The 24334-nt window shown below is 31.1% G+C and carries 24 protein-coding genes and 1 pseudogene; 11 read left to right on the top strand and 14 right to left on the bottom strand.

The annotated features are described in order from the left end of the window. Positions 1–130 precede the first annotated feature (130 nt). Positions 131–496, top strand: a complete 366-nt coding sequence (locus ACN0WB_RS09395) for a potassium channel family protein (RefSeq protein ID WP_417431114.1) — start codon at positions 131–133, stop codon at positions 494–496. Positions 497–605: 109 nt separating this feature from the next. Here the strand turns inward: ACN0WB_RS09395 and mnmE are convergent, their stop codons facing one another. Beyond that, on the bottom strand, positions 606–2009 hold the full coding sequence (gene mnmE, locus ACN0WB_RS09400) for a tRNA uridine-5-carboxymethylaminomethyl(34) synthesis GTPase MnmE (RefSeq protein WP_417431116.1): 1404 nt from the start codon (positions 2007–2009) through the stop codon (positions 606–608). Positions 2010–2201: 192 nt separating this feature from the next. Between mnmE and ACN0WB_RS09405 the strand changes: the two are divergent. Further along, positions 2202–3182, top strand: a pseudogene (locus ACN0WB_RS09405) (dipeptidase). 268 nt (positions 3183–3450) lie between these two features. Next, on the top strand, positions 3451–4893 hold the full coding sequence (locus tag ACN0WB_RS09410) for a pyridoxal phosphate-dependent decarboxylase family protein (protein ID WP_417431118.1): 1443 nt from the start codon (positions 3451–3453) through the stop codon (positions 4891–4893). Positions 4894–4947: 54 nt separating this feature from the next. On the opposite strand, the gene ACN0WB_RS09415 is transcribed toward ACN0WB_RS09410, so the two are convergent. Then, a complete protein-coding gene (locus ACN0WB_RS09415; RefSeq protein ID WP_417431120.1) occupies positions 4948–6720 on the bottom strand; it encodes an aminopeptidase P family protein in 1773 nt (590 codons plus the stop codon). 187 nt (positions 6721–6907) lie between these two features. Here ACN0WB_RS09415 and ACN0WB_RS09420 point away from each other — a divergent pair, with 187 nt between their 5' ends. Then, the gene (locus ACN0WB_RS09420) at positions 6908–8455 is read left to right on the top strand and encodes a M20/M25/M40 family metallo-hydrolase (RefSeq protein WP_417431122.1); all 1548 of its coding nucleotides are present in this window, start codon (positions 6908–6910) and stop codon (positions 8453–8455) included. A 41-nt stretch (positions 8456–8496) separates the two neighbouring features. On the opposite strand, the gene xth is transcribed toward ACN0WB_RS09420, so the two are convergent. Continuing rightward, positions 8497–9270 (bottom strand): exodeoxyribonuclease III, encoded by a 774-nt coding sequence (gene xth / locus ACN0WB_RS09425; RefSeq protein ID WP_417431124.1) that lies wholly within the window; start codon positions 9268–9270, stop codon positions 8497–8499. Between the two features lie 199 nt (positions 9271–9469). Here xth and ACN0WB_RS09430 point away from each other — a divergent pair, with 199 nt between their 5' ends. After that, positions 9470–9916 carry a KTSC domain-containing protein gene (locus ACN0WB_RS09430; protein ID WP_417431126.1) on the top strand — a complete coding sequence of 149 codons (447 nt, stop codon included), beginning with the start codon at positions 9470–9472 and terminating at the stop codon, positions 9914–9916. Between the two features lie 22 nt (positions 9917–9938). Here ACN0WB_RS09430 and ACN0WB_RS09435 read toward each other — a convergent pair whose 3' ends face one another. The 5 genes from ACN0WB_RS09435 to ACN0WB_RS09455 all read right to left on the bottom strand — a co-directional run bounded on the left by ACN0WB_RS09435 (position 9939) and on the right by ACN0WB_RS09455 (position 13969). After that, on the bottom strand, positions 9939–11396 hold the full coding sequence (locus tag ACN0WB_RS09435; RefSeq protein WP_417431128.1) for an FAD-dependent oxidoreductase: 1458 nt from the start codon (positions 11394–11396) through the stop codon (positions 9939–9941). 81 nt (positions 11397–11477) lie between these two features. Next, positions 11478–11972, bottom strand: coding sequence for an SRPBCC family protein (locus ACN0WB_RS09440; protein ID WP_417431130.1), 495 nt, complete (start codon positions 11970–11972; stop codon positions 11478–11480). A 5-nt stretch (positions 11973–11977) separates the two neighbouring features. Continuing rightward, positions 11978–12289 carry an ArsR/SmtB family transcription factor gene (locus ACN0WB_RS09445; RefSeq protein WP_417431132.1) on the bottom strand — a complete coding sequence of 104 codons (312 nt, stop codon included), beginning with the start codon at positions 12287–12289 and terminating at the stop codon, positions 11978–11980. 143 nt (positions 12290–12432) lie between these two features. Further along, complete coding sequence (locus tag ACN0WB_RS09450; RefSeq protein ID WP_417431134.1) at positions 12433–12747, bottom strand: HPF/RaiA family ribosome-associated protein; 315 nt, start codon at positions 12745–12747, stop codon at positions 12433–12435. A gap of 166 nt (positions 12748–12913) precedes the next feature. Beyond that, the gene (locus ACN0WB_RS09455) at positions 12914–13969 is read right to left on the bottom strand and encodes a Gfo/Idh/MocA family oxidoreductase (RefSeq protein ID WP_417431135.1); all 1056 of its coding nucleotides are present in this window, start codon (positions 13967–13969) and stop codon (positions 12914–12916) included. Positions 13970–14119: 150 nt separating this feature from the next. Between ACN0WB_RS09455 and pruA the strand changes: the two genes are divergently transcribed. Both pruA and ACN0WB_RS09465 read left to right on the top strand, forming a co-directional pair. Further along, positions 14120–15745, top strand: a complete 1626-nt coding sequence (gene pruA / locus ACN0WB_RS09460; protein WP_417431137.1) for an L-glutamate gamma-semialdehyde dehydrogenase — start codon at positions 14120–14122, stop codon at positions 15743–15745. Between the two features lie 242 nt (positions 15746–15987). Next, on the top strand, positions 15988–16227 hold the full coding sequence (locus ACN0WB_RS09465) for a YtxH domain-containing protein (RefSeq protein ID WP_417431139.1): 240 nt from the start codon (positions 15988–15990) through the stop codon (positions 16225–16227). Between the two features lie 51 nt (positions 16228–16278). Here ACN0WB_RS09465 and ACN0WB_RS09470 read toward each other — a convergent pair whose 3' ends face one another. From ACN0WB_RS09470 to ACN0WB_RS09490, 5 genes are all read right to left on the bottom strand, one after another. Continuing rightward, positions 16279–16695 (bottom strand): EamA family transporter, encoded by a 417-nt coding sequence (locus ACN0WB_RS09470; protein WP_417431141.1) that lies wholly within the window; start codon positions 16693–16695, stop codon positions 16279–16281. Between the two features lie 3 nt (positions 16696–16698). Further along, positions 16699–18057: a histidine--tRNA ligase gene (gene hisS / locus ACN0WB_RS09475; protein WP_417431143.1), complete on the bottom strand. Its 1359-nt coding sequence runs from the start codon at positions 18055–18057 to the stop codon at positions 16699–16701. Positions 18058–18167: 110 nt separating this feature from the next. Beyond that, positions 18168–18650, bottom strand: coding sequence for a GNAT family N-acetyltransferase (locus ACN0WB_RS09480; protein ID WP_417431145.1), 483 nt, complete (start codon positions 18648–18650; stop codon positions 18168–18170). A gap of 101 nt (positions 18651–18751) precedes the next feature. Continuing rightward, positions 18752–19246: an HRDC domain-containing protein gene (locus ACN0WB_RS09485; RefSeq protein ID WP_417431147.1), complete on the bottom strand. Its 495-nt coding sequence runs from the start codon at positions 19244–19246 to the stop codon at positions 18752–18754. A 112-nt stretch (positions 19247–19358) separates the two neighbouring features. After that, positions 19359–19688 (bottom strand): single-stranded DNA-binding protein, encoded by a 330-nt coding sequence (locus ACN0WB_RS09490; RefSeq protein WP_417431149.1) that lies wholly within the window; start codon positions 19686–19688, stop codon positions 19359–19361. Positions 19689–19882: 194 nt separating this feature from the next. Between ACN0WB_RS09490 and ACN0WB_RS09495 the strand changes: the two genes are divergently transcribed. Both ACN0WB_RS09495 and ACN0WB_RS09500 read left to right on the top strand, forming a co-directional pair. Continuing rightward, a complete protein-coding gene (locus tag ACN0WB_RS09495) occupies positions 19883–20065 on the top strand; it encodes a CPXCG motif-containing cysteine-rich protein (protein WP_417431151.1) in 183 nt (60 codons plus the stop codon). A gap of 94 nt (positions 20066–20159) precedes the next feature. Continuing rightward, positions 20160–20504, top strand: a complete 345-nt coding sequence (locus ACN0WB_RS09500; RefSeq protein ID WP_417431185.1) for a hypothetical protein — start codon at positions 20160–20162, stop codon at positions 20502–20504. 180 nt (positions 20505–20684) lie between these two features. Here the strand turns inward: ACN0WB_RS09500 and ACN0WB_RS09505 are convergent, their stop codons facing one another. Then, entirely contained in the window at positions 20685–21521 is an 837-nt protein-coding gene (locus tag ACN0WB_RS09505) for a S1 RNA-binding domain-containing protein (RefSeq protein ID WP_417431153.1), read from the bottom strand. A 129-nt stretch (positions 21522–21650) separates the two neighbouring features. Here ACN0WB_RS09505 and ACN0WB_RS09510 point away from each other — a divergent pair, with 129 nt between their 5' ends. Next, a complete protein-coding gene (locus ACN0WB_RS09510; RefSeq protein ID WP_417431155.1) occupies positions 21651–22373 on the top strand; it encodes a T9SS type A sorting domain-containing protein in 723 nt (240 codons plus the stop codon). Positions 22374–22629: 256 nt separating this feature from the next. Beyond that, positions 22630–24297, top strand: a complete 1668-nt coding sequence (locus tag ACN0WB_RS09515; RefSeq protein WP_417431157.1) for a leucine-rich repeat protein — start codon at positions 22630–22632, stop codon at positions 24295–24297. Positions 24298–24334: the final 37 nt, after the last annotated feature.

Raw genomic sequence — 24334 nt, forward strand, 5'->3', positions numbered from 1 at the left:
TAAATATATATTTTGATTAGTGGCTTTTTAAGTTCAATCAATATGCCAAAACAGGAGATAATAAAAAAAATGACTTAATTTTATATTTAAAACCCATAAAATTTATATTTTTACTACAGATAAAATCCCAATGATTATTACAATTTTTAGCAGTTTTCTTCATAAAAAAAGATACCGCTATCTTTTTTATACCACACTTATTGTTTTAATAATAGGTGTAGTTGGATTTCATTATCTAGAAGATTGGCGATGGATTGACAGTTTAAACTATGCAGTTTCTACAATGGTTACTACGGGAAATGCAGGCGTAATTCCAAAGACAGATATTGGGAAAATATTTAACGTCTTCTACATGCTGACAAGTGTTATTCTGATTTTATTTTTTATAGATACCATTCACCAATATTTCTATGAATGGCATCACAGTTCTGAAATAAGACAAAAACGCCGCCGAAAACAATTAAAGAAACATTTTGATAATTCATCTAATAAGTAATCAATTTAAATGGTCTTACAATGTAATTTCAAAATAAAATTTAAAACTTGTGATACCTTCTTAAATTATAAATAACATATTTTAAGAAATAAAAAATACTTTAGGAAAATTACTTTCCGATACAAAACTTGGAAAAAATATTCCCCAAAACCTCATCGTTTGTAAACTCACCAGAAATTTCACCAAGATTTTCTAAAGCGTTACGCAATTCATAAGCGAGAAGTTCGGTAGAAATTTTAGATTTTATGGCTTCTTTCACATTGTCGATTGCAATTAAAGAATTTTTTAAAGCTTCATAATGACGTTGATTGGTAATAATGACGTTGCTTTCTGTGTCTTTTAAATCATCAATATAATTTGCCAATTCGGTTTTAATAACTTCTACACTTTCTGTATCTTTTGCAGAAATACCGAGAATGGTATTCGTTACATCTGGAAATAATTCTTCTTTTATTTTGGTGTCAAATTCATTTTCAAAATAGCCTCCGTTTAAATCGATTTTATTATGAAGCAGAATAATTTTTAAATCTTGACGTTCAAATTCTTTAATGAAATCAATTACTTCTTGCGGTGAAGAATCAAATTCATCATAAAGATAAAGTAGGATTTTTGCTGAAGCAATTTTCTCTTTTGCTTTTTGCACGCCAATTTTCTCAATTTCATCCGTGGTTTCTCGCAAACCTGCGGTATCAATAAATCGAAAAGCATTTCCTTTAATGTGCAACACTTCTTCAATTGTGTCACGCGTGGTTCCTGCAATCGAACTTACAATGGCTCTTTCTTCTTTTAGCAATGCATTTAAAAGTGTGGATTTTCCGGCATTTGGTTTCCCGATAATTGCCACTTCTACTCCATTTTTTACGGCGTTTCCGTATTTAAAACTTTCAATTAAAGAAGTGAGTTTGTTTTCTATTTTATTTAATAAATTGCTTAATGCAGTTCTGTCCGCAAACTCCACATCTTCCTCCGCAAAATCAAGTTCTAATTCTACGAAAGACACAAAGTTTAAAAGTTCACCACGCAACAATGAAATCTCTTTTGTAATACCACCTTTTAACTGATTTAAAGCGACTTTTCTCGAAGCTTCATTTTCACTCGCAATTAAATCTGCAATGGATTCAGCTTGACTTAAATCTATTCTACCATTCAGAAAAGCGCGCATTGTAAATTCGCCTGCTTTTGCCAATCTTGCGCCGTTTTTCACCAAAACTTCTAATATTTTTTTGGAAATATGTGGGGAACCGTGAAAAGAAATTTCTACAGAATCTTCTGCTGTAAAGGTTTTCGGTGATTTAAAAACTGAAACCATGACTTCATCGATGGCTTCTTCTTTGTCTTTTATAAAACCATAATGAACGGTGTGAGAATCTACATTTTCTAAATTATTTCCCTTAAAACATTTTTGCGCAATTTCTATTGCTTTTTCACCAGAAAGCCGAATTATTCCGAGCGCTCCAATTCCGTTCGCTGTTGATAAAGCACAAATAGTATCTTGATTTAAATTGCCATTCATATTGCAAAATTACGGAAATATTACAGATGTTTAAAAGCAAGACGGTTTCGCTTTTTCAAAGTTTATCTGTAAATTCTGTCAAAAGAATTTTGAGTCTGCAAATTCTGTGTGAAATTGAAATGTATGTTTAATAATCATAAACCGAGAAGTTTCAACTGAAAAGTTTTAAATTTATCAAAAGTTTTAACTCCAATGAAAAACCCTGTAATTGATCTCCATTGTGATCTTCTCTCCTATTTAACTCGACCAAATTCCACAATTTACGACACTAATGAAATCGGTTGCGCCATTCCTTTTTTAAAAGAAGGAAATGTGAAATTGCAAGTCATGGCAATTTTTGCAGCAGTAGAAGAAAAAAGCCATGAATTTGGTTTGCAACAAAGTGAAATTTTTAAAAGATTAAATGAAGCCGAAAATGAATTGTATCGTTTTGAAAAACAACATTTACAGAATTTCGGCGACAATAATAATATCGGAATTTTGGCTTCTGTTGAAAGTGGTTCTGCTTTTTGTAATGAAAAAATTCCATTAAAAGAAGGTTTCAAAAACTTAGAAAAAATAATTGGAAACGTTGGAAATTTACTCTACATTAGTTTTACTCATCACACAGAAAACAGATTTGGTGGCGGAAATTATTCTAATATTGGATTAAAAAATGACGGAAAAGCTTTGGTAGATTATTTAGACAAAAAAAATATCGCCATAGATTTTTCTCATACAAGTGATGCTTTAGCTTATGATTTATTAAATTAAATTTCTAAAGAAAATCTTTCTGTTCCGATAATTGCAAGTCATTCCAATTATAGAAAAGTTTTTGAACATCCAAGAAATTTACCAGATGATATTGCGAAAGAAATTATTCACCAAAAGGGATTGATTGGACTTAATTTTGTGCGTGCTTTTTTAAATCCTGAAAATCCCAGTTCACTTTTAGAACACGCCACTTATGGATTAGAATTGGGCGCAGAAGATGCTATTTCTTATGGCGCAGATTATTTTTTTACCAAAAGCAATCCCGATAAATCCAGAATTCCATTTTATTTTGCAGAACAAGAAAATGCGAGTTGTTATCCACAAATCAATCAGCTTTTTGAAGAAAATTTCAGTGAAGAAATAGTTGAAAAAATTAGCCATCAAAATGTAATTAATTTCTTAGAAAGACTCTGGAAATAACAATTTTTAGAAAATTAAAATTAAATTGCAATAAAAAATTATCTTATTAAAAGTTATTATAAAATATTCACTAAATAATTAGAATTAAAGAATCCTATTTTTAACCGCAAAAAAGACAAAAGCGTTATTCAAAAAAATTAGAAAATCAAAAGATTACAAAATTGAAATCATTATATATTGATTTTGCGACCTTTTGAATTATTTAAAAATCACATTTCTCTTTTTACCTTTTGCGGTAGATTCTTTTTGTATGTACTAAAAATGAACAATGAATACAGAAGATATTATTTCTCAATTAAATGAGTTAAGCAAAACCAGCAAAGAACTCGAAACGCCAGAAGTGGAGCGTGGTGAAATGCTTAAAAGCGTCATAGATTACGCTAATCAATTTATGGGAAGTTTAAATTCTGTAAAAGCTTTTAGTGATAAAGATTCAAATTCTTTAGAAATTACGAATCAAAAAAGACCACTTTCAGATTTGCTCGATTTGTATCAAAAACAAGTCGCAGAAACAGGAATTAATGCAGCTTCAGGAAAACACCTCGGTTATATTCCAGGAGGTGGCGTTTTTACCGCAGCAATTGCAGATTTTATTGCAGCAATTACCAATCCTTTTGCAAGTGTTCATTACGCTTCACCGGGTGCTGCTAATATTGAAAATGAAGTCGTGAATTGGTTGAAAAAAGTTTTCTCATTTCCAGAAAATGCAGTTGGAAGTTTAAATTCTGGAGGCTCCATTTCTACTTTAATTGCTTTTAATGCAGCAAGAGATTTCCATAAAGTGAAAAATGAATTTATCACAAAAAACGTCGTTTATTTAAGCGAACAAGTGCATCATTCCACCCAAAAAGCATTAAGAATTATTGGTTTAGAAGATGTTATAATTCGCTATGTTTCCATTGATAAAAATCATAAAATAAAAACAGATTCATTAGAAGATTTAATTAAAAAAGATATTTCTGATGGACTACAACCTTTTCTGGTCGTAGCAACTGCGGGAACGACCGACACAGGCGCAATCGATCCTTTAGATGAAATTGCAGACATTGCAAAAGCGCACAAAATGTGGTTTCACGTAGATGCAGCTTATGGTGGATTTTTTATAATGACTTCTAAAAAAGAATTGTTTAAAGGTATAGAAAAGGCAGATTCATTAATTATCGATCCACATAAAGGATTGTTTCTTCCGTACGGAGTTGGTGCGGTTTTAATTAAAAATTCTGAAGCGGTTTTACATTCCAATTTTTACACTGCGAATTATATGCAAGATGGCGCAAATAATGAAATGCTAAAAAGTCCCGCAAACGTTTCACCAGAATTGACGAAACATTTCCGTGGACTTCGCGTTTGGTTGCCTTTGCAAATTCATGGAATTGAACCTTTTGTCGCTTGTTTAGAAGAAAAATTATTGTTGATTCATTATTTTAGAAATCAATTATCAGAATTAGGATTTTGTCTCGGTCCAGAACCAGATTTATCGGTGAGTTATTTCTGGTTTCCTTTTGAAACAGATTCTGACAAAAAAAACCAACAATTGATGGATGAAATTCATAAAGACGGTTCAGTCTTTTTAAGTTCTTCAATTATCGATAAACGCTTCGTTATCCGAATTGCAATTTTAGCTTTTAGAACAAAAAAAGAAATCATTGATGAAGCGATAGAAATGATTAAAAACTGTTTAGAAAAAGTAAATACAGAAACTTTAAAATAAAAAAAAGTGCAAATTTTAAAATCTGCACTTTATATAAATTGTTTTCACTAAACTTTAAATTGGTTTTATAATATCTAAAAACCAAGCTTTTACATCGCCTTCTAAATCTTTTTCTAATTTCTCTTTACACCAAGAATGGTAATTATTTAACCAATCTTTTTCTGGCTGTGTCATTAAAGAAATATTCAAAACATTTCTATCAAACGGACAAATTGTCAAAGTTTCAAAATCATAAAAAATTCCGTAATCTGTGGTTTCTACTTCACGCACTGCAATTAGATTTTCATGACGAATTCCATAATGATAATCGTAATAAAAACCAGGCTCATTAGATAAAACCATTCCCGGAATTAATTCTTGAAAATTCATGTCTTTTCTGATATTTTGCGGACCTTCATGAACGTTCATAAAACTTCCGACGCCGTGCCCTGTTCCGTGGTTGTAATCTTTTCCTTCTTTCCAAAGCGCCATTCTTGCAAAAGCATCGAGTTGAACGCCGCGAGTTCCTTTGGGGAATTTCACCATAGAAAGCTGAATCATTCCTTTAAAAGCCAAAGTACAATCAGTTTTAAACTCTTCAGAAGCAGTTCCTAAAGCGAAAGTTCTTGTGATATCTGTTGTTCCTTCTAAATATTGTCCGCCAGAATCTACTAAAATGGTGTCTTGATTTGTCACTTCTTTACTGCCTTCACTTTTCGCAGAATAATGCATAATTGCACCATTTTCTCTGAAACCAACGATACTTCCAAAACTTTCTCCCACGAAGTTTTTTCCTTCCGCTCTAAATCCCCGCAGTTTTTCACCGATGGAATATTCAGTCATCGCTTCTTTTCCAGCTTGATGAGTGAGCCAATAAAGAAATTTCACCATTGCAACGCCGTCTCTTTGCATCACAGTTCTAAAACCCTCCAATTCAGTTTTATTTTTAATGGCCTTCATTAAATTTCCTGGAACTGCGGCTTTTATAAAAGTATTACTTTCTTTTAAAGCTTCAAAAATGGATTGATTACTGTTTGGAGAAATCAGAACCGTCTCATTATTGAAGTTGGTTAATTCGTCATAGAATTGATCATAAGGCAACATTTTAACACAGGAATCATCCATTTGTTTTCTTGCTTCAACATCCAACTTTTCTAAATTTACAAAAAGTTTTGCATCATTTTTAGTTAAAATTAGATAGCCTAAAAACACGGGATTAGATTGTACATCACTTCCGCGTAAATTCAATGTCCATGCAACATCGTCCAAACTGGAAATAATGTGAACTGAAGCGCCCATTTCTTCCATTTTATTACGAATGTCAATTAGTTTATCATTAACAGATTTTCCTGCTCTTTCAATTGGATGAACAAAAACAGGATTTTTTACAGCACCAGAATTTCTATCTTTCCAGATTTCTTTTAAAAGTGGCAAATCCACTAATTTTCTATTTTTAGCTTCTAATTTCTCAGTTAATAATTCCCAGTTGGCGTTTGAAGTGGCGATTGCATTTACCGCAACTGTTCCACCGTCTGGAATTTCGGAAATAATCCAATCGATGTAATTCGGCGTTCCTTCCATTCCATCTTTAAATAAATCAATTCCGGAATCTTCTAATTCTATCGGCGCTTGCACAAAATATCTTCCATCTGTCCAAAGTCCTGCATTATTTTTGGTAATTACTACAAAACCTGCAGAACCTGTAAATCCTGAAAGCCAAGCTCTTTCTTGCCATTCTTTTGGTAAATACTCGCTCATATGCGGATCTGCGGAATAAACTATAAAGGCATCAATATTATTTTCAGCCATTTTTTCGCGCAGTTGCGCTACTTTTTCTTTGGAAGTCATATTATTTTATTTTGAAAGGTAAATTTACAAAAATCTTTTTCCTGAGAAGTTTCTCTTATGTTATTATTTAGTTAAATGTTCTCTAATTTTGTGATAATTATAGAATGTAAGTATTTGTAATTTAAAAATGGTTTCTACATTCAATAAGAAATTTATATCTTAACAGAAATTAAAAACTAATTTTTATATGAATTATTCTTTGAAAACGGTTATTCTAACCTCTTTGATTTCAAGCAGTTTTGTTTTTTCTCAAACAAAAGATGCGGTTATTGAAAACATTATGAACGAAAGTTTTAAGCATTCCCAATTAGAAAATTTGGCTTTTTCTTTAACTGATAGTATCGGTTCGCGATTAGTTGGAAGTCCAAAAATGCAACAAGCGCACAATTGGGCAGTTTCAAAATTTAAAAATTGGGGAATAGAAGCCAAAAATGAACAATGGGGAACCTGGAAATCTTGGGAACGCGGTACTTCTTCTGTAGAAATGGTTTATCCGCAAGTAAAGTCTTTGGAAGGAATGCAATTGGCGTGGAGTCCTTCAACAAAAAAAGGGGGAATTACTGCAGAAGTAATTATGATGCCTGAATTTAAAAGTAAAGAAGATTTTGAAAAATGGCTACCAAATGTGAAAGGTAAATTGGTAATGGTTTCGCAATATCAATGGACGGGAAGACCAGATTATAATTGGAAAGAATATGCAACGCCAGAACTTTATGAAAAATATAAAAAAGAATCTGAAAAAGCCAATTCACAATGGAATAATTCCTTGAAAACTATTGGTTTATCTTGGCGAACATTAAATAAGCCTTTTGAAAAAGCGGGTGCAGCGGGAATTGTTTGGTCTAATTGGTCGCACGGATTTGGCGTGAATAAAATATTTTTTGCAGGAACAGAAAAAATTCCTGCGGTAAATATTTCTCTGGAAGATTATGGGCAATTATACAGAATGTTGCAGCACGGTATCACACCAAAATTAAAAATTATTGCAAATTCAAAAGATTTGGGAATGGCTCCCACTTTTAACACAATTGCTACGATTAAAGGAAGTGAAAAACCAAATGAATATGTCATTTTATCTGCACATTTTGATTCTTGGGACGGCGGAACTGGCGCAACGGACAACGGAACCGGGACAATTACAATGATGGAAGTTGCGAGAATTTTAAAAAAATATTATCCAAATCCCAAAAGAACAATCGTAATTGGACTTTGGGGAAGTGAAGAACAAGGTTTAAATGGTTCTCGTGCTTATGTTTCTGACCATAAAGATCAGTTACCGAAAATACAAGCAGTTTTTAATCAGGATAATGGAACTGGAAGAGTCGTTAATATTAGCGGACAAGGTTTTGTAAATTCTTATCATTATATTGGGAAATGGCTTTCTGCAGTTCCACAATCTATAAGAAAAGAAATCACAACAAATTTTCCTGGATTTCCTGGTGGTGGCGGTTCAGATCACGCTTCTTTTGTTGCAGCAGGAGTTCCTGCATTTAGTTTAAGTTCAAATAGTTGGTCTTATGGAACTTACACATGGCATACAAACAGAGATACTTATGACAAAATAGTATTTGATGAAGTTAAAAATAATGTGGCGCTTACTGCAATTTTGACTTATATGGCATGTGAAGATCCTGAAAAAACTTCAGCAGAAAAAATAATAATGCCTGTCAATTTTCAAACTGGAAAATCAGCAAATTGGCCAGAAGTGAAAGAACCAATTAGAAAAGGAGAATAATTTACATAAAAATAAAAGAGCAGAATTAGTTCTGCTCTTTTTTATAAATCAATATCAATCCAAACTGGAACGTGATCGCTGGTTTTTTCCCAACCACGCACTTCTTTATCAATACCAAAAGTTTTAAGATTCTTCACTAAATTTTCACTCAAAAGAAAATGATCGATTCGCATTCCCGCGTTTCTCTCAAAAGCTTTTCTAAAATAATCGTAAAAAGTATAAAGTTCTTCTTTAGGTCTTAAATAACGAAGCGCATCTGTAAATCCTAGAGAAATTAAATTGGAAAATTCTTCACGGACTTTTGGTAAAAAAAGAGCATCGTTCTTATATTTTTCAGGTTTATAAACATCTTTTTCAGTTGGAATAATATTAAAATCGCCACAGATAATTATTTTTTTACCCGAAGAAATCAGAACTTCGGCTTGTGCCTGAAAACGTTCCAGCCAATTTAATTTATATTCATATTTTTCACCCGGCGTGGGATTTCCGTTAGGAACATAAATACAGCACAAAATAAAATCTTCAGATTCTACTTCTAAATAACGACTTTGCTCATCGCTTTTATTTCCCGGCAAAACGCGGCGTCTTTCTTTTAATTTAATATTCTTACTCAAAACCGCCACACCATTCCAACTTTTTTGTCCAACCCAGATTGCATCATAACCTGCAGCGTTGATCTCCTCCAAAGGAAATTTTTCTTGAGGCGCTTTCAACTCTTGTAAACAAACCAAATCTGGTTGATTTTCTTCCAACCATTTGAGTAAAACAGGCAATCTACCATTGACTCCATTGACATTATAAGTCGCAATTTTCATATTTAAAGATTATGAAACTAAGTTATAAAAATAACTTCAGTGTTAAAAGATTTTAAATTGTGGATTAAATTTCTTTTAGTCTTATTTTTTGTTTTTTATAATTGATGGTGTAGTTCATGGTGAAAAAAACAATTAAAATACAATCCCTTTTTAAGTTTTTAAAAGCTTAATTTTGCAGCCCGAAATAAAGATACTTTTTATGAAAAAAATTGGCGAACACAGAAAAACTCTTGGAGTAGACAATACTGCAACTTTAAAGGAATTAAAAACAATTTATAGAAATTCCATGAAAGACGCACATCCTGATAAATTTGTAAATGATGAAACTGGAAAACTGGAAGCCCAAGAAAAAAGTAAATCTATAATCGAAGCTTATCATTTTTTGGTGAGTATCAATAAAGAAACGCAAGAAAAATACAAAGAAGAATATATTGAAACCATTTCAAAATCCATTATCAGCGATTTTTATTTAGAGAAATCTATTTTAAAAGTTCAACATCTCAATGGGAAAATGTTTGAATATATTGGTGTTCCCAGAAATACTTATATTAAAATGGTGAATTCTGATTCTCCAAGTCGTTTTGCAAGACGTCATATTTACGGGAAATTTATTTACCGCAAAAATGGTGAAGCCATGGAAGTTTAATTATAAATTTTAAAATTAAATTCTATATTTTTTTTCTTTTCAGAACTTTTCCACGAGGTTCATTTGCTTCATATAAAGCCATTTCGGAATGTAGAATTTGTGCAGCGGAAGCAGAATCTTCAACTTTAATAGCACTGCGTTTTAACATTTCAGTTTCGAAATTTTTTAAAACATTTTCACGTAATCCTTTTTCTTTCCATTCCGATAAATTTTTTCCAATTTTGGAAATTTCTCGAGCCAAAGACAGCGCATCTAAAAGCGCTTGATTTGCGCCTTGTCCTTTAAAGGGACTCATGGGGTGAGCTGCGTCACCAATTAGCGTAACTGCTCCTGCTTTTTCTAATAATTTTTCTTCAAGCAAAGCGCGGTCATAAACTGGATAACCAGAAATCTGAGTTTCCAAAGTTGCTGCAATAATTTCTGGAATTGGTGAATGCCATTTCGTTCTGCGAAGCGCTTCTTCTTTCAACGCTTTACTTCCTTTTAAACTTAAATTTTTAGCTTCATTTTCCAACATTGGAAAACTTAATTGCCACATCACAGAATCTTTATCAAATGGCATTATATAAATTCTTTCATTACCATTCGCGGTTTGGAAAACAGTTGCAGAATCAAGCAAATCACTTTCAACTTCAAGCACAGAAAGTGGACAAATTCCCAAAATAACAATGCAATCCAAATAACGAAGTGGCGTGACTTTTTCTCCGATTAATTGATCCCGAACCGCACTGCGAATTCCATCTGCTCCAACTACAAGATCAGCTTTTGCGTTTTTTATTTTTCCATTAATTTGAAAATTGAGTTCGATTTTTCCATCTTCATTTTCTTTAAAATTAAGAAATTGATGTCCCCATTTTACAGAATTATTTTCACCGAGTTGTTCAAGCAACTTAAAACGCAAAGATTGTCGAGCAATGTGAATATTACTGCGTTTTGGAGTTGATTGAGTATTTTTAGTATTTTCTAACCACTTTCTCATTCCCCATTCTGCGACGATTTTCCCGTCAGTGGAATGAACCAAATGTCGTGTTGAAACCACCCCTTTTTCTAAATTAAAAATACCAAACCCTTCAATCGCTTTACTTGCTTGTTGCAAAGTGAGTCCATATCCTTGCGAGCGTTCATCAAAACTGATATCACGCTCATAAATGGTGAAAGGAATTCCACGATGCAAACACCCAATTGCAAGAGCAATTCCACCAATTCCAGCGCCAATAATTGCAATGTGTGGATAATTTTTAATATCTGGAATTGGAAAACTTTCCGAAGAAATTATTCCAGAACCGGAACAAGTTTGACAATTGTATAAATGCGATTTCGGTGGAATTGGTTTAATTTTATTATGTGTTTCTTCAAATTCTTCCACTTCTTTTTGGTATCGAAGTTTTGCGCTTTTTTTAATTCTGCGCTTTTTTTTGCCTAATCCGTTACATTCAGGACAAGCTTTAAAATAAATTCCTTCATTTTTATTCTCTTGCATTTTTATTTCTTTAAGCTGATTTTTAAACTTTTTAAAACCTAAAAACTGATTAAATTTAATTCTTTTAAACCAATAAGTTAATTATTTTTTCAAAGTTTCCAAAAGTGTATCTAAATAATTTAAAGTCATTGTAAAACCACCTCTGAAACCCATTTCGAGCATTTTCTCAAAACGTTCTTGGGATTCATTTGTAATAATAATATTTACTTTTGTAATTCCGTTTTCTTCACTGAAATTAAAATCCCAATCAGAACCAGGTAACTCGGGGTTTTCATCTTTATCGGCAAAAGCATTCGTCATTTTAAAATTAGTTTTGGGTGTAATTGAAACATACTTTTGAAGAGACCAACTTTCCTCTCCTTCTGGACTCACCATTGCGTAAAAACGTTTCCCACCAACTTTAAAATTCATATTTTTAGTCTTAGATTCCCATGGTTTTGGAGCCCACCATTGATCTAAAATTTCTTGTTTGGTAAAAGCATCCCAAACCAAAGTAAGTTCTGCTGCAAATTCTTTGCTAATTAAAACTTTGTTTGCTGCTTTATCTACAGTAAAATCAAAAAGTAAATTGTTCATTTTATTTATTTTTTTAAGGTTTTTAATACTTCATCAAGTTGATTAAATCGTGTTTCCCAAATTTCCCGGAAATCTTTTAACCAAATATCTATTTGTTTTAATTTATCTATTTCAAGAGAATAAAATATCTCTCTACCTTCTTGTTTCGGCGTAATCATTTCACATTCTGATAAAATTTTTAAATGTTTTGAAACTGCTTGTCTTGTCATATTAAAATTTTCAGCAATTGCATTTGGAGTCATCGCATGCAATGCAATTAAAGAAATAATTGCCCGTCTTGTGGGATCTGCAATGGCTTGAAATATATCTCTTCTCATTTTATAATTTAAATTTTAAGCAACTAATTGGTTGCAAATATAAGTGCAACTTTTCAGTTGCGCAAGTTTTTTTATAATTATTTTAAAAAAAAAGTCAAGATTAAATCTTGACAAATTTTATAAAATCAATTTAATTTTAAATTTTAATACGTTTTTAATTTCCCCATTGTAGAATCAAGTGATGTTTTCATTTTATCTACAGCTGCGTGAAAGGCTTTCTCTACGGTATTTCCAAATCCAGTAACTGCAATGGGCTGCATTCCTTTTATTCGCGCTTCCAACACACATCTTTTATCTTTTTCGCCGCTTTTGTCACCATTTTCATCACTTATTTTTATTTCAATTCTAGTAAGATGGTCGCTAAATCTTTCAAAAGAAATTTTGGTTTCTTCTTTAAAATAAGCAATCATTTGTGCAGTTCCATCAATATTGTTGTCGGTGTTTATTAAAATTTCCATTTTCTATTTTTTTAAAATTTTTTATTACTCTAAAGATAGATTATTAAAATTCAAATAAACTTAAAAACTCTTTATTTAACATCGGTTTAACAAATAATTTAATCAATTTTTAAAGTTTTAAAATTTTATCTTACTCTTCTAAAAGAAATTTTTTTAATTTTTACTTTTATAAATAAATCACCTTCTCTTTTGTTGAACTCTTCAAAACCGCTTCAATAATTCTCATATTTTGAAGAATTTCAAATCCAGGCGAAGGTAATTTTTCTCCGAAAACAATATGTTCATAAATTTCTTGATAATAATTCATATAATCTCCCGCTTCACTTGTCATCAATTCTCTTTTCCATCTTCCATTTTCATCTAAATAATTTAAAATTCCGTCTGGTTCAATTAAATTTTTTGTCCAATCTTTCGCAATATTCGGAATAATGCCTGGAACCAATTCCATCTCTTGCGTATCACTTCTTTCTTGTAAAAAACTGCCTTTTTCACCATGAAGCATATAAGCAAAATGCGCCTCTTTGGTAAAAACTGAAGATTTCAAACGTACGCGTAATTCATTTTTATAATAAAGAATGATTTCAAAATAATCATTTGCAAATGCGTCTCCTTTCATAGAAAAAACATCGGCAAAGAGTTTTTTGGGAAAGCCAAAAAGCTGAGTCGCTTGATCTATTAAATGAGAACCCAAATCGTGAACTGCTCCAGAACCTTTTAATTCTGGGTTTTCTTTGTGCTCTTTTTCACTCGCTTCCGTTCGGTAACGATCAAAACGAATTTCTACTTCTTTAATTTTTCCTAGTTTTCCTTCTTCTAAAATCTTTTGAACTTGCAAATAATCCCGATCAAATCGACGGTTTTGATACACACTTAAAAAGAGATTTTTTTCTTTTGCCAAGTTTACTAATTCTTCAGCTTCTGCAAGAGAAACGCAAAAAGGTTTTTCTACAATCACATTTTTTCTCGCTTCCAAAGCCAATTTTACATGAATGAAATGCAGTTGAACCGGTGTATTTACAACAACCAAATCTACATCTGCATTTTGTAGCATATCTTCCACAGATTTATAAATTGTTGCGTTCGGATATTTGTTTTTGGATTCTTCTTTATTTCGTTCCACAATCGCTGACATAAAAAAGCCAGGATGTTCTTTTAAAAACGGTGCGTGAAAGACTTTTCCACTCATTCCAAAAGCACAAAGTGCTACTTTTATCAATTGCATATTTCTAATTTCTAACAAATATCGTTATTCATAAACAAAATTAAATGAGTTGTTATTATATTTTGAGTTTTAAATAAGAGAAGAAATTCGCAGTTTTAAACTGAAAGTCTTAACTTTGTAACAATAGTTATAAATTATAAAAATAAAGATATGACGAAAGCAATTTCTGACGTTCCAGTTGTGTTAAACGAACCCGTAAGAACTTATGAACCAGGCTCTACCGATGTGAAAAATTTAATTTCTACATACAAAAAAATGTGGAAAGAAAAAATTGAAATTCCAATGGTAATTAACGGAAAAGAAGTAAAAACAAAAAATAAAGTACAACTTCAGTCACCGCAAGATCACGCTCATGATTTTGGTTTTTATTACAAAGGCGATATGTCTCATGTAGAGGATGCAATAAACACTGCTTTGGAAGCTCGGCAAAAATGGGCAAATTTAGCGTGGGAACAAAGGGTTTCTATCTTTTTAAAAGCAGCAGATTTATTTGCAGGACCTTATAGAGATAAATTAAACGCGGCTACAATGATTGGACAATCTAAAAATGTTCATCAAGCGGAAATTGATTCGGCATGTGAATTCATAGATTTTTTAAGATTTAATGTAGAGTTTGTTCGAGAAATGTACGCAGAACAACCGATTTCTGATGAAGGAATGTGGAACCGCGTTGAATATAGACCTTTAGAAGGTTTTACTTTTGCGGTGACTCCTTTTAATTTTACAGCAATTTCCGGAAACTTACCTTCTTGTATGGCGATGCTTGGAAATGTCGTGGTTTGGAAACCATCCGATAAACAAATTTATTCTGCACATGTTATAATGGAAGTTTTTCGTGAAGCTGGACTTCCAGATGGCGTCATTAATATGATTTTCACCAGCGGTAAAGAAACTGCAGATAAAATATTGCAACATCCAGATTTTGCAGGTTTACATTTTACAGGTTCAACTACAGTTTTCCAAAGTATGTGGAAACAAATTGGAGATAATATTCATAAATATAAAACTTATCCAAGAATTGTGGGCGAAACTGGCGGCAAAGATTTCTTAATTGCTCATCCTTCTGCACATCCAGATGCTGTTGCAACAGGTTTGGTTCGTGGTGCTTTTGAATATCAAGGTCAAAAATGTTCTGCGGCTTCAAGAGCGTATATTCCAAAATCTTTATGGAAAGAAGTAAAATCTTCAATGGAAGTGCAATTAAAAACTGTGAAAATGGGTTCTCCAGAAGATCCTTCTAATTTTGTAAATGCTGTAATTGATAAAAATTCTTTTGAAAAATGCAAAGGTTATATTGAAAGAGCTAAAAAATCTAAAAATGCAGAAGTAATAATTGGTGGGAAATGTGATGATAGCAAAGGTTGGTTTGTAGAACCAACGGTTATTTTAGCTTCAGATTCTCATTATGAAAGTATTTGTGAAGAAATTTTTGGACCTATTCTAAGTATTTATGTTTACGAAGATAAAGATTGGAGCAATACTTTAAAATTAGTTGATGAAACTTCACCGTATGCTTTAACTGGCGCAGTTTTCAGCCAAGACAGATACGCAATTGAAGAAGCTTACAAAGCTTTAGAAAATGCAGCAGGAAATTTTTATATTAATGATAAACCAACTGGTGCAGTTGTTGGACAACAACCTTTCGGTGGCGCAAGAGCTTCTGGTACTAATGACAAAGCTGGTTCTAAAATGAACTTAATGCGATGGGTTTCTGTGAGAACAATTAAGGAGACTTTTAATCCACCAAAAAATTATAAATATCCCTATTTAGGATAATAATTTTATTAAAAATTCCAGAAATTAATTTTTCTGGAATTTTTTTTTAAGAATAATTTAGTTAAAATATAATTCATTAAAATTATTAAGTTTATTAAGTAAATAATAGAAACATTGTCATTAAATCATTGAAAATATATTTATTATGAATATTTTAACATCAAAGAGAATTCTTTGGCACAAATTTTTCAATGCTTAAAACTACAAACAAAAAAATTATTAACATTTAAAATTTAGAAATTATGGGAAAAGGAAAAGGACTTTTAGCTTTATTAGGATTGGGTGCATTGGCTTTTTGGAAATATAAAAACTCTTCAAAAGAAGACCAACAAATGGTAAAAGATAAAATTAACAGTGCAAAAGACAACCTCAATAAATGGGGAAATGATCTAAAATCTAAAGCAAGTGAAGTGATGGATCAAGCCAAAGACAAAGCAGATCAAGTTCAAACAAATATAGAAAATTCTGCTGCTGAAAAATAAATGAAAATTAAGTTTTCATTATAACTCCATTCTATTTGAAGGGAGTTTTTTTTATTTAAAAATTAAAAGAATAGTTCCGATAATTATTAAAACAGCGCCCAATGCAGCTTTCCAAGAAATAGTTTCACCGAGAAAAACAACTGAAAAAATAATAGTTAAACCTAAACTGAGTTTATCAATTCCTGCCACTTTTGAAACTTCACCCATTTGCAAAGCTTTAAAATAAAAGATCCAAGACAAACCCGTACAAACTCCAGAAATGGTTAAAAAAAGCCAAGTTCGGGATGTGATTTCACCAATATTTTTATATTTATTTCTAAAATACACAATAATGGAAATCATGATTAGAACCACAAATGTTCTAATTGCAGTTGCTAAATTTGAGTTGATATTTTCCACGCCAATTTTTGCAAAAATTGCAGTTAAAGCCGCAAAAAAAGCAGCTAATAAGGCGTAAATCCACCACATGATTTATTTATTTTGATTTAGAAAATCTTCCTGAGCAAAAGTTTTTTGTTCGCCAGTTTTTTGGTTTTTTACAGTAATCGTTTCATTTTTCATTTCCTCTTCTCCCAAAAAAACCATATTTTCAATTACTTTTTTCTCCGCGTAAGAAAATTGCTTTTTCAGTTTTGTGTTTTCTGGATAAAGTTCTGCAGAAATATTATTCTTATGAAGTTTATTAATTATTCTCAAGGCTTGAATACTTTCTTCAGTTCCATAATTCACAAAAAGATACTTTGTGTTTTCTATAGAATTTTCTGGAAACAAGTTAAGTTCTTCCATCACCAAATAAATGCGATCTAAGCCAAAAGAAATCCCAATTCCTGGAATATTTTTGACTCCAAAAATTTCGGTTAGATTATTATATCTTCCACCGCCCCCAATGGAACCTATTTCTACAGAATCTGCTTTTACCTCGAAAATTGCTCCTGTATAATATTCTAAACCTCTCGCCAAAGTAATATTAAAAATTAAATTTTCATGAGAAATTCCAAGATTGATGCAATGGGTTAAAACAAATTCGAGTTCTTCTACACCTTCTAAACCAATTGGAATTGTTGCAAATTTTTCTTTTAAATTAAATAATAATTGAAGTTGATCGGTTTGTGGTTTAAATAAAAACTCTAATTTCTTAATAGAATCTGAACTTATATTTTTCGATTCCAATTCTTTAACAACGTCGTCTCTTCCGATTTTATCCAATTTATCTAAAGCGACTGTAAAGTCTATCAATTGATCTGGAATTCCTGCATATTCCGCTAAACCACTTAAGATTTTACGATTATTTATATTTAGTTTTACAGGAATTTTTAAATCTAAAAAAGATTTTAAATATAATTGAACTAATTCCACTTCTTGCAACAAACTTTCACTTCCTACAACATCGGCGTCGCATTGATAAAATTCTCTGAAACGTCCTTTTTGTGGGCGATCTGCGCGCCAAACTGGTTGAATTTGATAGCGTTTAAAAGGGAAAGTTAATTGTCCGTGATTCATCGCTACGAAACGTGCGAAAGGAACAGTCAAATCGTAACGTAAAGCTTTTTCAGAAATTTGAGATGTTAATTTTTGAGAATTTTTTGAAGTCCAATCATCTGAATTTGTTTTTGATGCATAATCTCCAGAATTTAAAATTTTAAAAATTAATCTGTCTCCTTCTTCGCCGTATTTCCCAGTCAATGTGGAAAGATTTTCAAAACTAGGCGTTTCCAAAGGTTGAAAGCCAAAAAGTCGGAAGTTTTTTTCTAAAACAGAAATAATATATTTTCGTTTTATGACTTCTTCGGCGGTAAAATCTCTGGTTCCTTTTGCTAAACTGGGCTTCATTGTTTTTGGTTGTCGGTTGAAAGTTGTTGGTTGTCTGTTCTCAGAACTATAACATTAAAATTATAAACGCAAAATTACGGAAATTTTACTCTAATCTTTATTACTAAATTTTAGAGTTTTTTCAACATCCAAAGATTGCAACCGCTGTGTCCAGAATTTCCTAAAGGTTTTTCCAAATAGTTGAAACCTTGTTTTTCATAAATGGAAACGGCTGTAGAAAATTCGGGTAAACTTTCGATATAGATTGAAGAATATCCCATATTTTTAGCAAACTCAATGCTTTTTTCCATTAAGGCTTTTCCTATTCCTTTTCCACGTGCATTTTTATCCAAATAAAATTTTACTAATTCTGCACAATTTTCTGGCAATCCTTCTGTGGGAAAAATACCACAACAACCGTATAATTTTTCGTTTTCTTCTGCGACAAATAATGCAGATTTTTCTTCAGTAAATAATTGAAATAAATTGTCTGTCGTTGGATCTTCAAAAACGGTTCCTGCAGTGCAAACTTTAAAATCTTGAAAGCAACTTCTAATTATTTTTGCTAATTCTGCGTTATCTTTTTCTTGAATTTTTCTTAAGGATAATTTCATTTTTTAAAAATAAGAAAATTTAAGAATTTTATGCAGTTAAATTTGGGCAAAAAAAAAGCCGCAATAAAATTACGGCTCACCAATTCTCCATTATTTGTGTTCTAAACTTGTTCTAAAATTTCTATAATTTCTGAACCATAGTTTTCTAATTTGTGTTTTCCAAAACCTTTTATTTCCAACAGTTCTTCTTTTCTTATGGGTTTAAATTTCGCAATAGAAAACAATTCTTTGTTGGTTGCTATAAAATAAGCTGGCAAATTTTGATCTTTTGCTTTTTCTGAACGCCAAATTTTTAAACTGTCTAAAATTTTAATTTCATCGGAGTTTAATTCTTCGTCAATTGCGTCGTATTTTTGAGTTTTTTCTTCATTTAAAAAATTTACATTCGATTTTGATTTCGTTTGATTCAAATATTTAGAATTAATATTCTCTTTTAAATTCTCATAATAAATAAAAACAGACCAGTAATTTTCATCTTTTACAAATGCAGAAGTTGCTTTACAAATTTCATTATTCACCAAAAAATTATCTACAATTTTCTGGTCTCCAATAAGATGCTCTTCTGATAATCGTACTTTTAAAATTTTAACTTTCATGACAATAGATTTTAGATGTGAGACTTTAGATGTGAGATTTTACATTTTTCAAAAAATATTAAAAAAAACTTTGCCAAAGATTTTAAACTCTGGCAAAGAAATATTTGAAAAGTTATTTTGCTCCTAGAAGCACCAATTCTTCAACTCTTATTTCGGTTGAGTAGCGTTTCACTCCATCTTTGTCGTCATAAGTTTTGTACATAATTTTTCCTTCTACGGCAATTTCTTTTCCTTTAGTAACATATTTTTCTAAAATGTCTGTTAATTTACCACCGGCAACCAAATTGTGCCATTGCGTTTCTTCTACTTTTTCGCCTGCGGCGTTTGTGTAGTAATCGTTTGTAGCCAAAGTAACTTTTGCTAATTTTCCTTTTTCGAAGTTGATGATTTCTACTTCTTTTCCTGTGTGACCAATTAAGGTAACTTTGTTTCTTAATGACATAACATTTAAGTTTTAAAAAATTAATATTAGAAGTGAGTCGTTAGTTTGTGTCTCAAATCTCTGTTGCAAAGATTCAACGACTTTGAAAATTTATTCGGTAGATATCTATTTATTTTCGTTTGTAGTCATTTGTAAACGAATAATGTGTAAATTAGTTCCTTTAAATGACGATTTTAATTTTTAAAAAATAACTAATGTTTGAGCATTTTTACACTTGTCCGTATTGTTGGGAAACTATTTCTGCTCTACTCGATTCTTCGGTTTCTGAGCAAACTTATATTGAAGATTGCGAAGTTTGTTGCAATCCAATTGAATTGCACGTTTTTTTTGAAGAAGAAGAATTAATAGGATTTGAAGCGATAAATATTGAGCAATAAAAGAAGTATGAATTATGATGTATGAAAGTTAGATTATTAAATATATTTTGTTGGAACAGATTGCTTCGTTCCTTTCAATGACTAAAAATCTAAAATTATGGAATGTTTAGAATGTGGTGAAAAAATAGTAGGCAGAGCCGATAAAAAATTCTGTGATGACGCCTGTAGAAATAGTTTTAACAATAAACAAAACAGCGATTCTACCAATTTGATGCGCAACGTGAATAATAAATTGCGCAAAAATTTCAGGATTTTGAGTTCAATTAATAAAGACGGAAAAACCAAAACAACGAAGACAAAACTAACTTCTAAAGGTTTTGATTTTAATTTTTTGACGGAATTAATTACATATAAAAACGGTGCAGAATATCGTTTCGTTTACAACCAAGGTTATAAATTTCTCGAGGATGATTGGGTGTTGTTAGTGAGAAAAGAATAAATTTATGTTTTGTCATTCTGAATTTAAGCAAAGAGAATGAAGAATTATTCCATTATAAGAGATTCTTCCTTCGTCAGAATGACAAAAAGCGTTTTAAAGAATGGCAAAAGTTAAGATATTTTCCTGTCATTGTAAATGAAGCAAAGAGAGAACTAATCTTTCTTTTAATTTAAAAACACTTTACTCTCCTTCTTCATACAATTTAATTCTATCGTCTAAAATCTCAATTTTATTCCATTTGTAAAGTCCGCCGATGGCTTTTTTGAAATTTTTCTTGCTCATTTGAAGTTCTTGTTTGATGTCTTCCGGCGAAGATTTATCCGATAAATAAAGCAATCCATGATTGGCTTGTAATGCGTCGAGAATTATTTTTTGAAATTCATCGTTATTCTCATAACCTTCTGGTTGCAGAGAAACATCAATTTTTCCATCTTCGCGAACTGATTTTATATAACCAATTTCTTCCGACAAAGGATAGAGTTTTTTGTAAACATCGGAAGCGTAAATTAAACCAATAAATTCTTTGTTGATCACGACATTCCAACCGAGTTCTGATTCGTTCATTAAAATTAAATTCACTTTGTCTCCTTTTTGAAAAGGCACATTTTCATATTGTGGATTTCTTTTAAACTTCGTAGTTCCTGTGATTAAATTAGTAAATTCATCTACATAAATTTGTACTAAATATCTTTTACCTTCCAGAATTTTAGATTTTTGTTGTTTGTAAGGAATAAAAAGATCTTTGATAATTCCCCAATCCATAAAAGCGCCGCTCGGTAAAGATTCTACGCAGGTTAAAACTGCAAACTCTCCTACTTCGGCGATAGGTTTTTCTGTAGTCGCTTTCAGTTTATCATCATCTTGAAAGACAAAAACTTCCATTTCATCGCCCATTACGGGATTTTCTGGGGCAAAAACTTTAGATAAAAATGCGCGTTCGCCGTCTTCATCTTCCAAGAATAAACCGGAATAATTTTGTTCTGATATTTTTAAAAATTGGGTTTTGCCGAGTTTCATGATAGATAAAAATTGAATTTCTGAAATAGATGCAAATTTAGTTTATTAAAATCGAGATAAAAAATAATGTTTAAAACTCTTAAATAAATGGGTTTTTATTTAAATTTGAAAAAAATAAAATTAATAATTATGTTTAAAAAATTATCTGTTCTCTTGTTTTGTTTGTCTGTAATAGTTTTTGCTTCTGCAGAAACTTTTGCAGTTGATGGTATAAATTATAATGTAACTTCGCCAACAACTGTGGAAGTTGGGAATAATCAGAGTTACGGCGGTACGACGGTTTCAATTCCGGCAAATGTTTCAAATGGAGGAACCACTTATTCTGTGACTTTAATTGGTGATACTGCTTTTCAAAGTTGTTCCGGTTTAACTTCAGTTACAATTCCAAATTCTGTAACTTCTATTGGAATGTATGCTTTTGCTGGTTGTTTTGTTTTAAATTCTATCGTTTGCGAAATTCTAACGCCATTAACAATTAATACAAATGTCTTCGCTTTTGTAAATAAGGGTTCTTGCAGTTTAACCGTGCCTTCATCCAGCGTAACGGCTTATAAAACTGCGGATGTTTGGAAAAGTTTTAACTCAATAATTGGCGACGCAACTCTAAGCACAACAGAATCTAAAATTAAAAATAATGTTGTTCTTTATCCAAATCCAGTTCACAGCGAAGCGGTTTTAGAATTAAAAAATTCTGAAAATTCTAATTTAGAAGTTTATGATATTAACGGAAAAATGGTTCTTAGAAAATCTTTAAATAATAATTCTAAAAACCCAATCAACACCAGTAATTTACCAAAAGGTGTTTATCTTTTTAAAGTGGGAAAATCTGTTACAAAAGTGATTAAGAGTTAGAAAAAATTCTTTTTAAATATTCTAAAAGCCGTTTCATTTTTTGGAACGGCTTTTTTTTATTAATTCAAAAGTTTAAAAATTATAGTTCTAAATTTCGCAAAATATTAAATTTCAAATATTTGACTTTATATTTTAATTATTTGTAACCAAAAAAAATAAAGTTAGCTTTAGCTTTATTTAAAAAAAGACAAAAAAGATACTAATATTTTGAATTTTTTTTTTAAATTTGAAAATTAATAATAAATAAAATAAAAATATGTTTAAAAAAATTTCTGTTCTCTTGTTGTGTTTTATTACAATGGTTTTTGCTTCTGCACAAACTTTTGTAGATGGTGGAATAACTTATAATATAACTTCACCAACAACGGTGGAAGTAGGTGTAAATAACTGTTATAGTGGTGATTTAATTCTTCCTTCGAGCGTTTCTAATGGAGTTGTAAACTATAGTGTCACTTCTATTGGACACAATGCTTTTTATGATTGTGATAATTTAACATCTATTGTAATTCCTAACTCTGTTACATCAATTGATAATGTTTCTTTTTCTTACTGTTCTAATTTAAATTCAGTTACACTTCCAAATACACTAACTTCCATTGGGATACAGGCTTTTGAGTGGTGTACAGCATTAACTTCTATTATTATTCCAGATTCGGTTACCTTTTTGGGGGCATCTGCTTTTTCAAATTGTATTAGTTTAACTTCGGTAAAACTATCTAATTCTCTAACTACTATTCAAGATGCAACTTTTATAGCTTGTAAAAAATTATCCTCTATTACTATTCCTAATTCGGTAACTTCTATTAATTATAATGCATTTGCTACTTGCACCGGTTTGCAATCCGTTACAATACCTAGCTCTGTAACTGTTATAGGTAATCAAGCTTTTATTTATTGTAAGAGCTTAATATTTTTGAAATGTGATATTATGTCACCTTTATCAATTAATGCTAATGTTTTTGGAAACTTAAATCAATCACTTTGTACTCTAAGAGTTCCCTCTGCAAATGTTGCAGATTACCAAACTTCAGATGTTTGGAAAAATTTTCGCATAACATCCACTTTTAATGTGGATGGTATAAATTATGAAATAATATCCGGAACAGAGGTAAAAGTTGCAGAATACAATTGCGTTGTAGGAGCTTTAACTTTGCCTGAAACCGTTACAGATAATGGAATTACATATAATGTAACCGCAATTGGTAGTTATGCTTTTTATAATTGTACATCTTTAACTTCAATCAACATTCCTACTTCAGTTACCTCTATTGGAGAATATGCGTTTGGATATTGTACTGGTTTAACTTCTTTCACAATACCTAATTCTGTTACAGCAATTAGTGATCGTGTTTTTCAAAAATGCACTAATTTAACTTCTGTAACAGTTCCTAATTCTGTAACTTATATTGGAACTTATGCGTTTGCAGGTTGTTCTGGTTTAACTTCGATTACGATTCCAAACTTGGTCACTTCTATAGGCGAGCGAGCTTTTCAAAATTGTACTAGTTTAACTTCTGTAAAAAGCGATATTGTAACACCTTTAATAATAAATGCCAATGTTTTTCAAAATATAGTTCAAAGCAATTGTAGTTTAACAGTTCCTTCAGCGAGCATTACTGCTTATCAATCTGCGAATGTTTGGAAAAATTTTAATCCAATAACTGATGGTTCCACTTTAAACACATCAGAAAATAATATTAAAAATAATATCGTTCTTTATCCCAATCCAATTCACAATGAAGCCGTTTTAGAATTAAAAAATTCTGAAAATTCTCAATTGGAAGTTTATGATATGAACGGAAAAATGGTTCTTAGAAAATCTTTAAATAATAATTCTACAAACGCAATTAATACCAGCAATTTACCAAAAGGTGTTTACTTATTTAAAGTGGGGAAATCTGTTACTAAAGTGATTAAGAATTAAGAAAAAATTCTTTATATAAATAAAAAAGCTGTTTCAA

Origin of the sequence: Halpernia sp. (assembly GCF_048269545.1) — a bacterium.
Lineage (GTDB): Bacteria > Bacteroidota > Bacteroidia > Flavobacteriales > Weeksellaceae > Halpernia.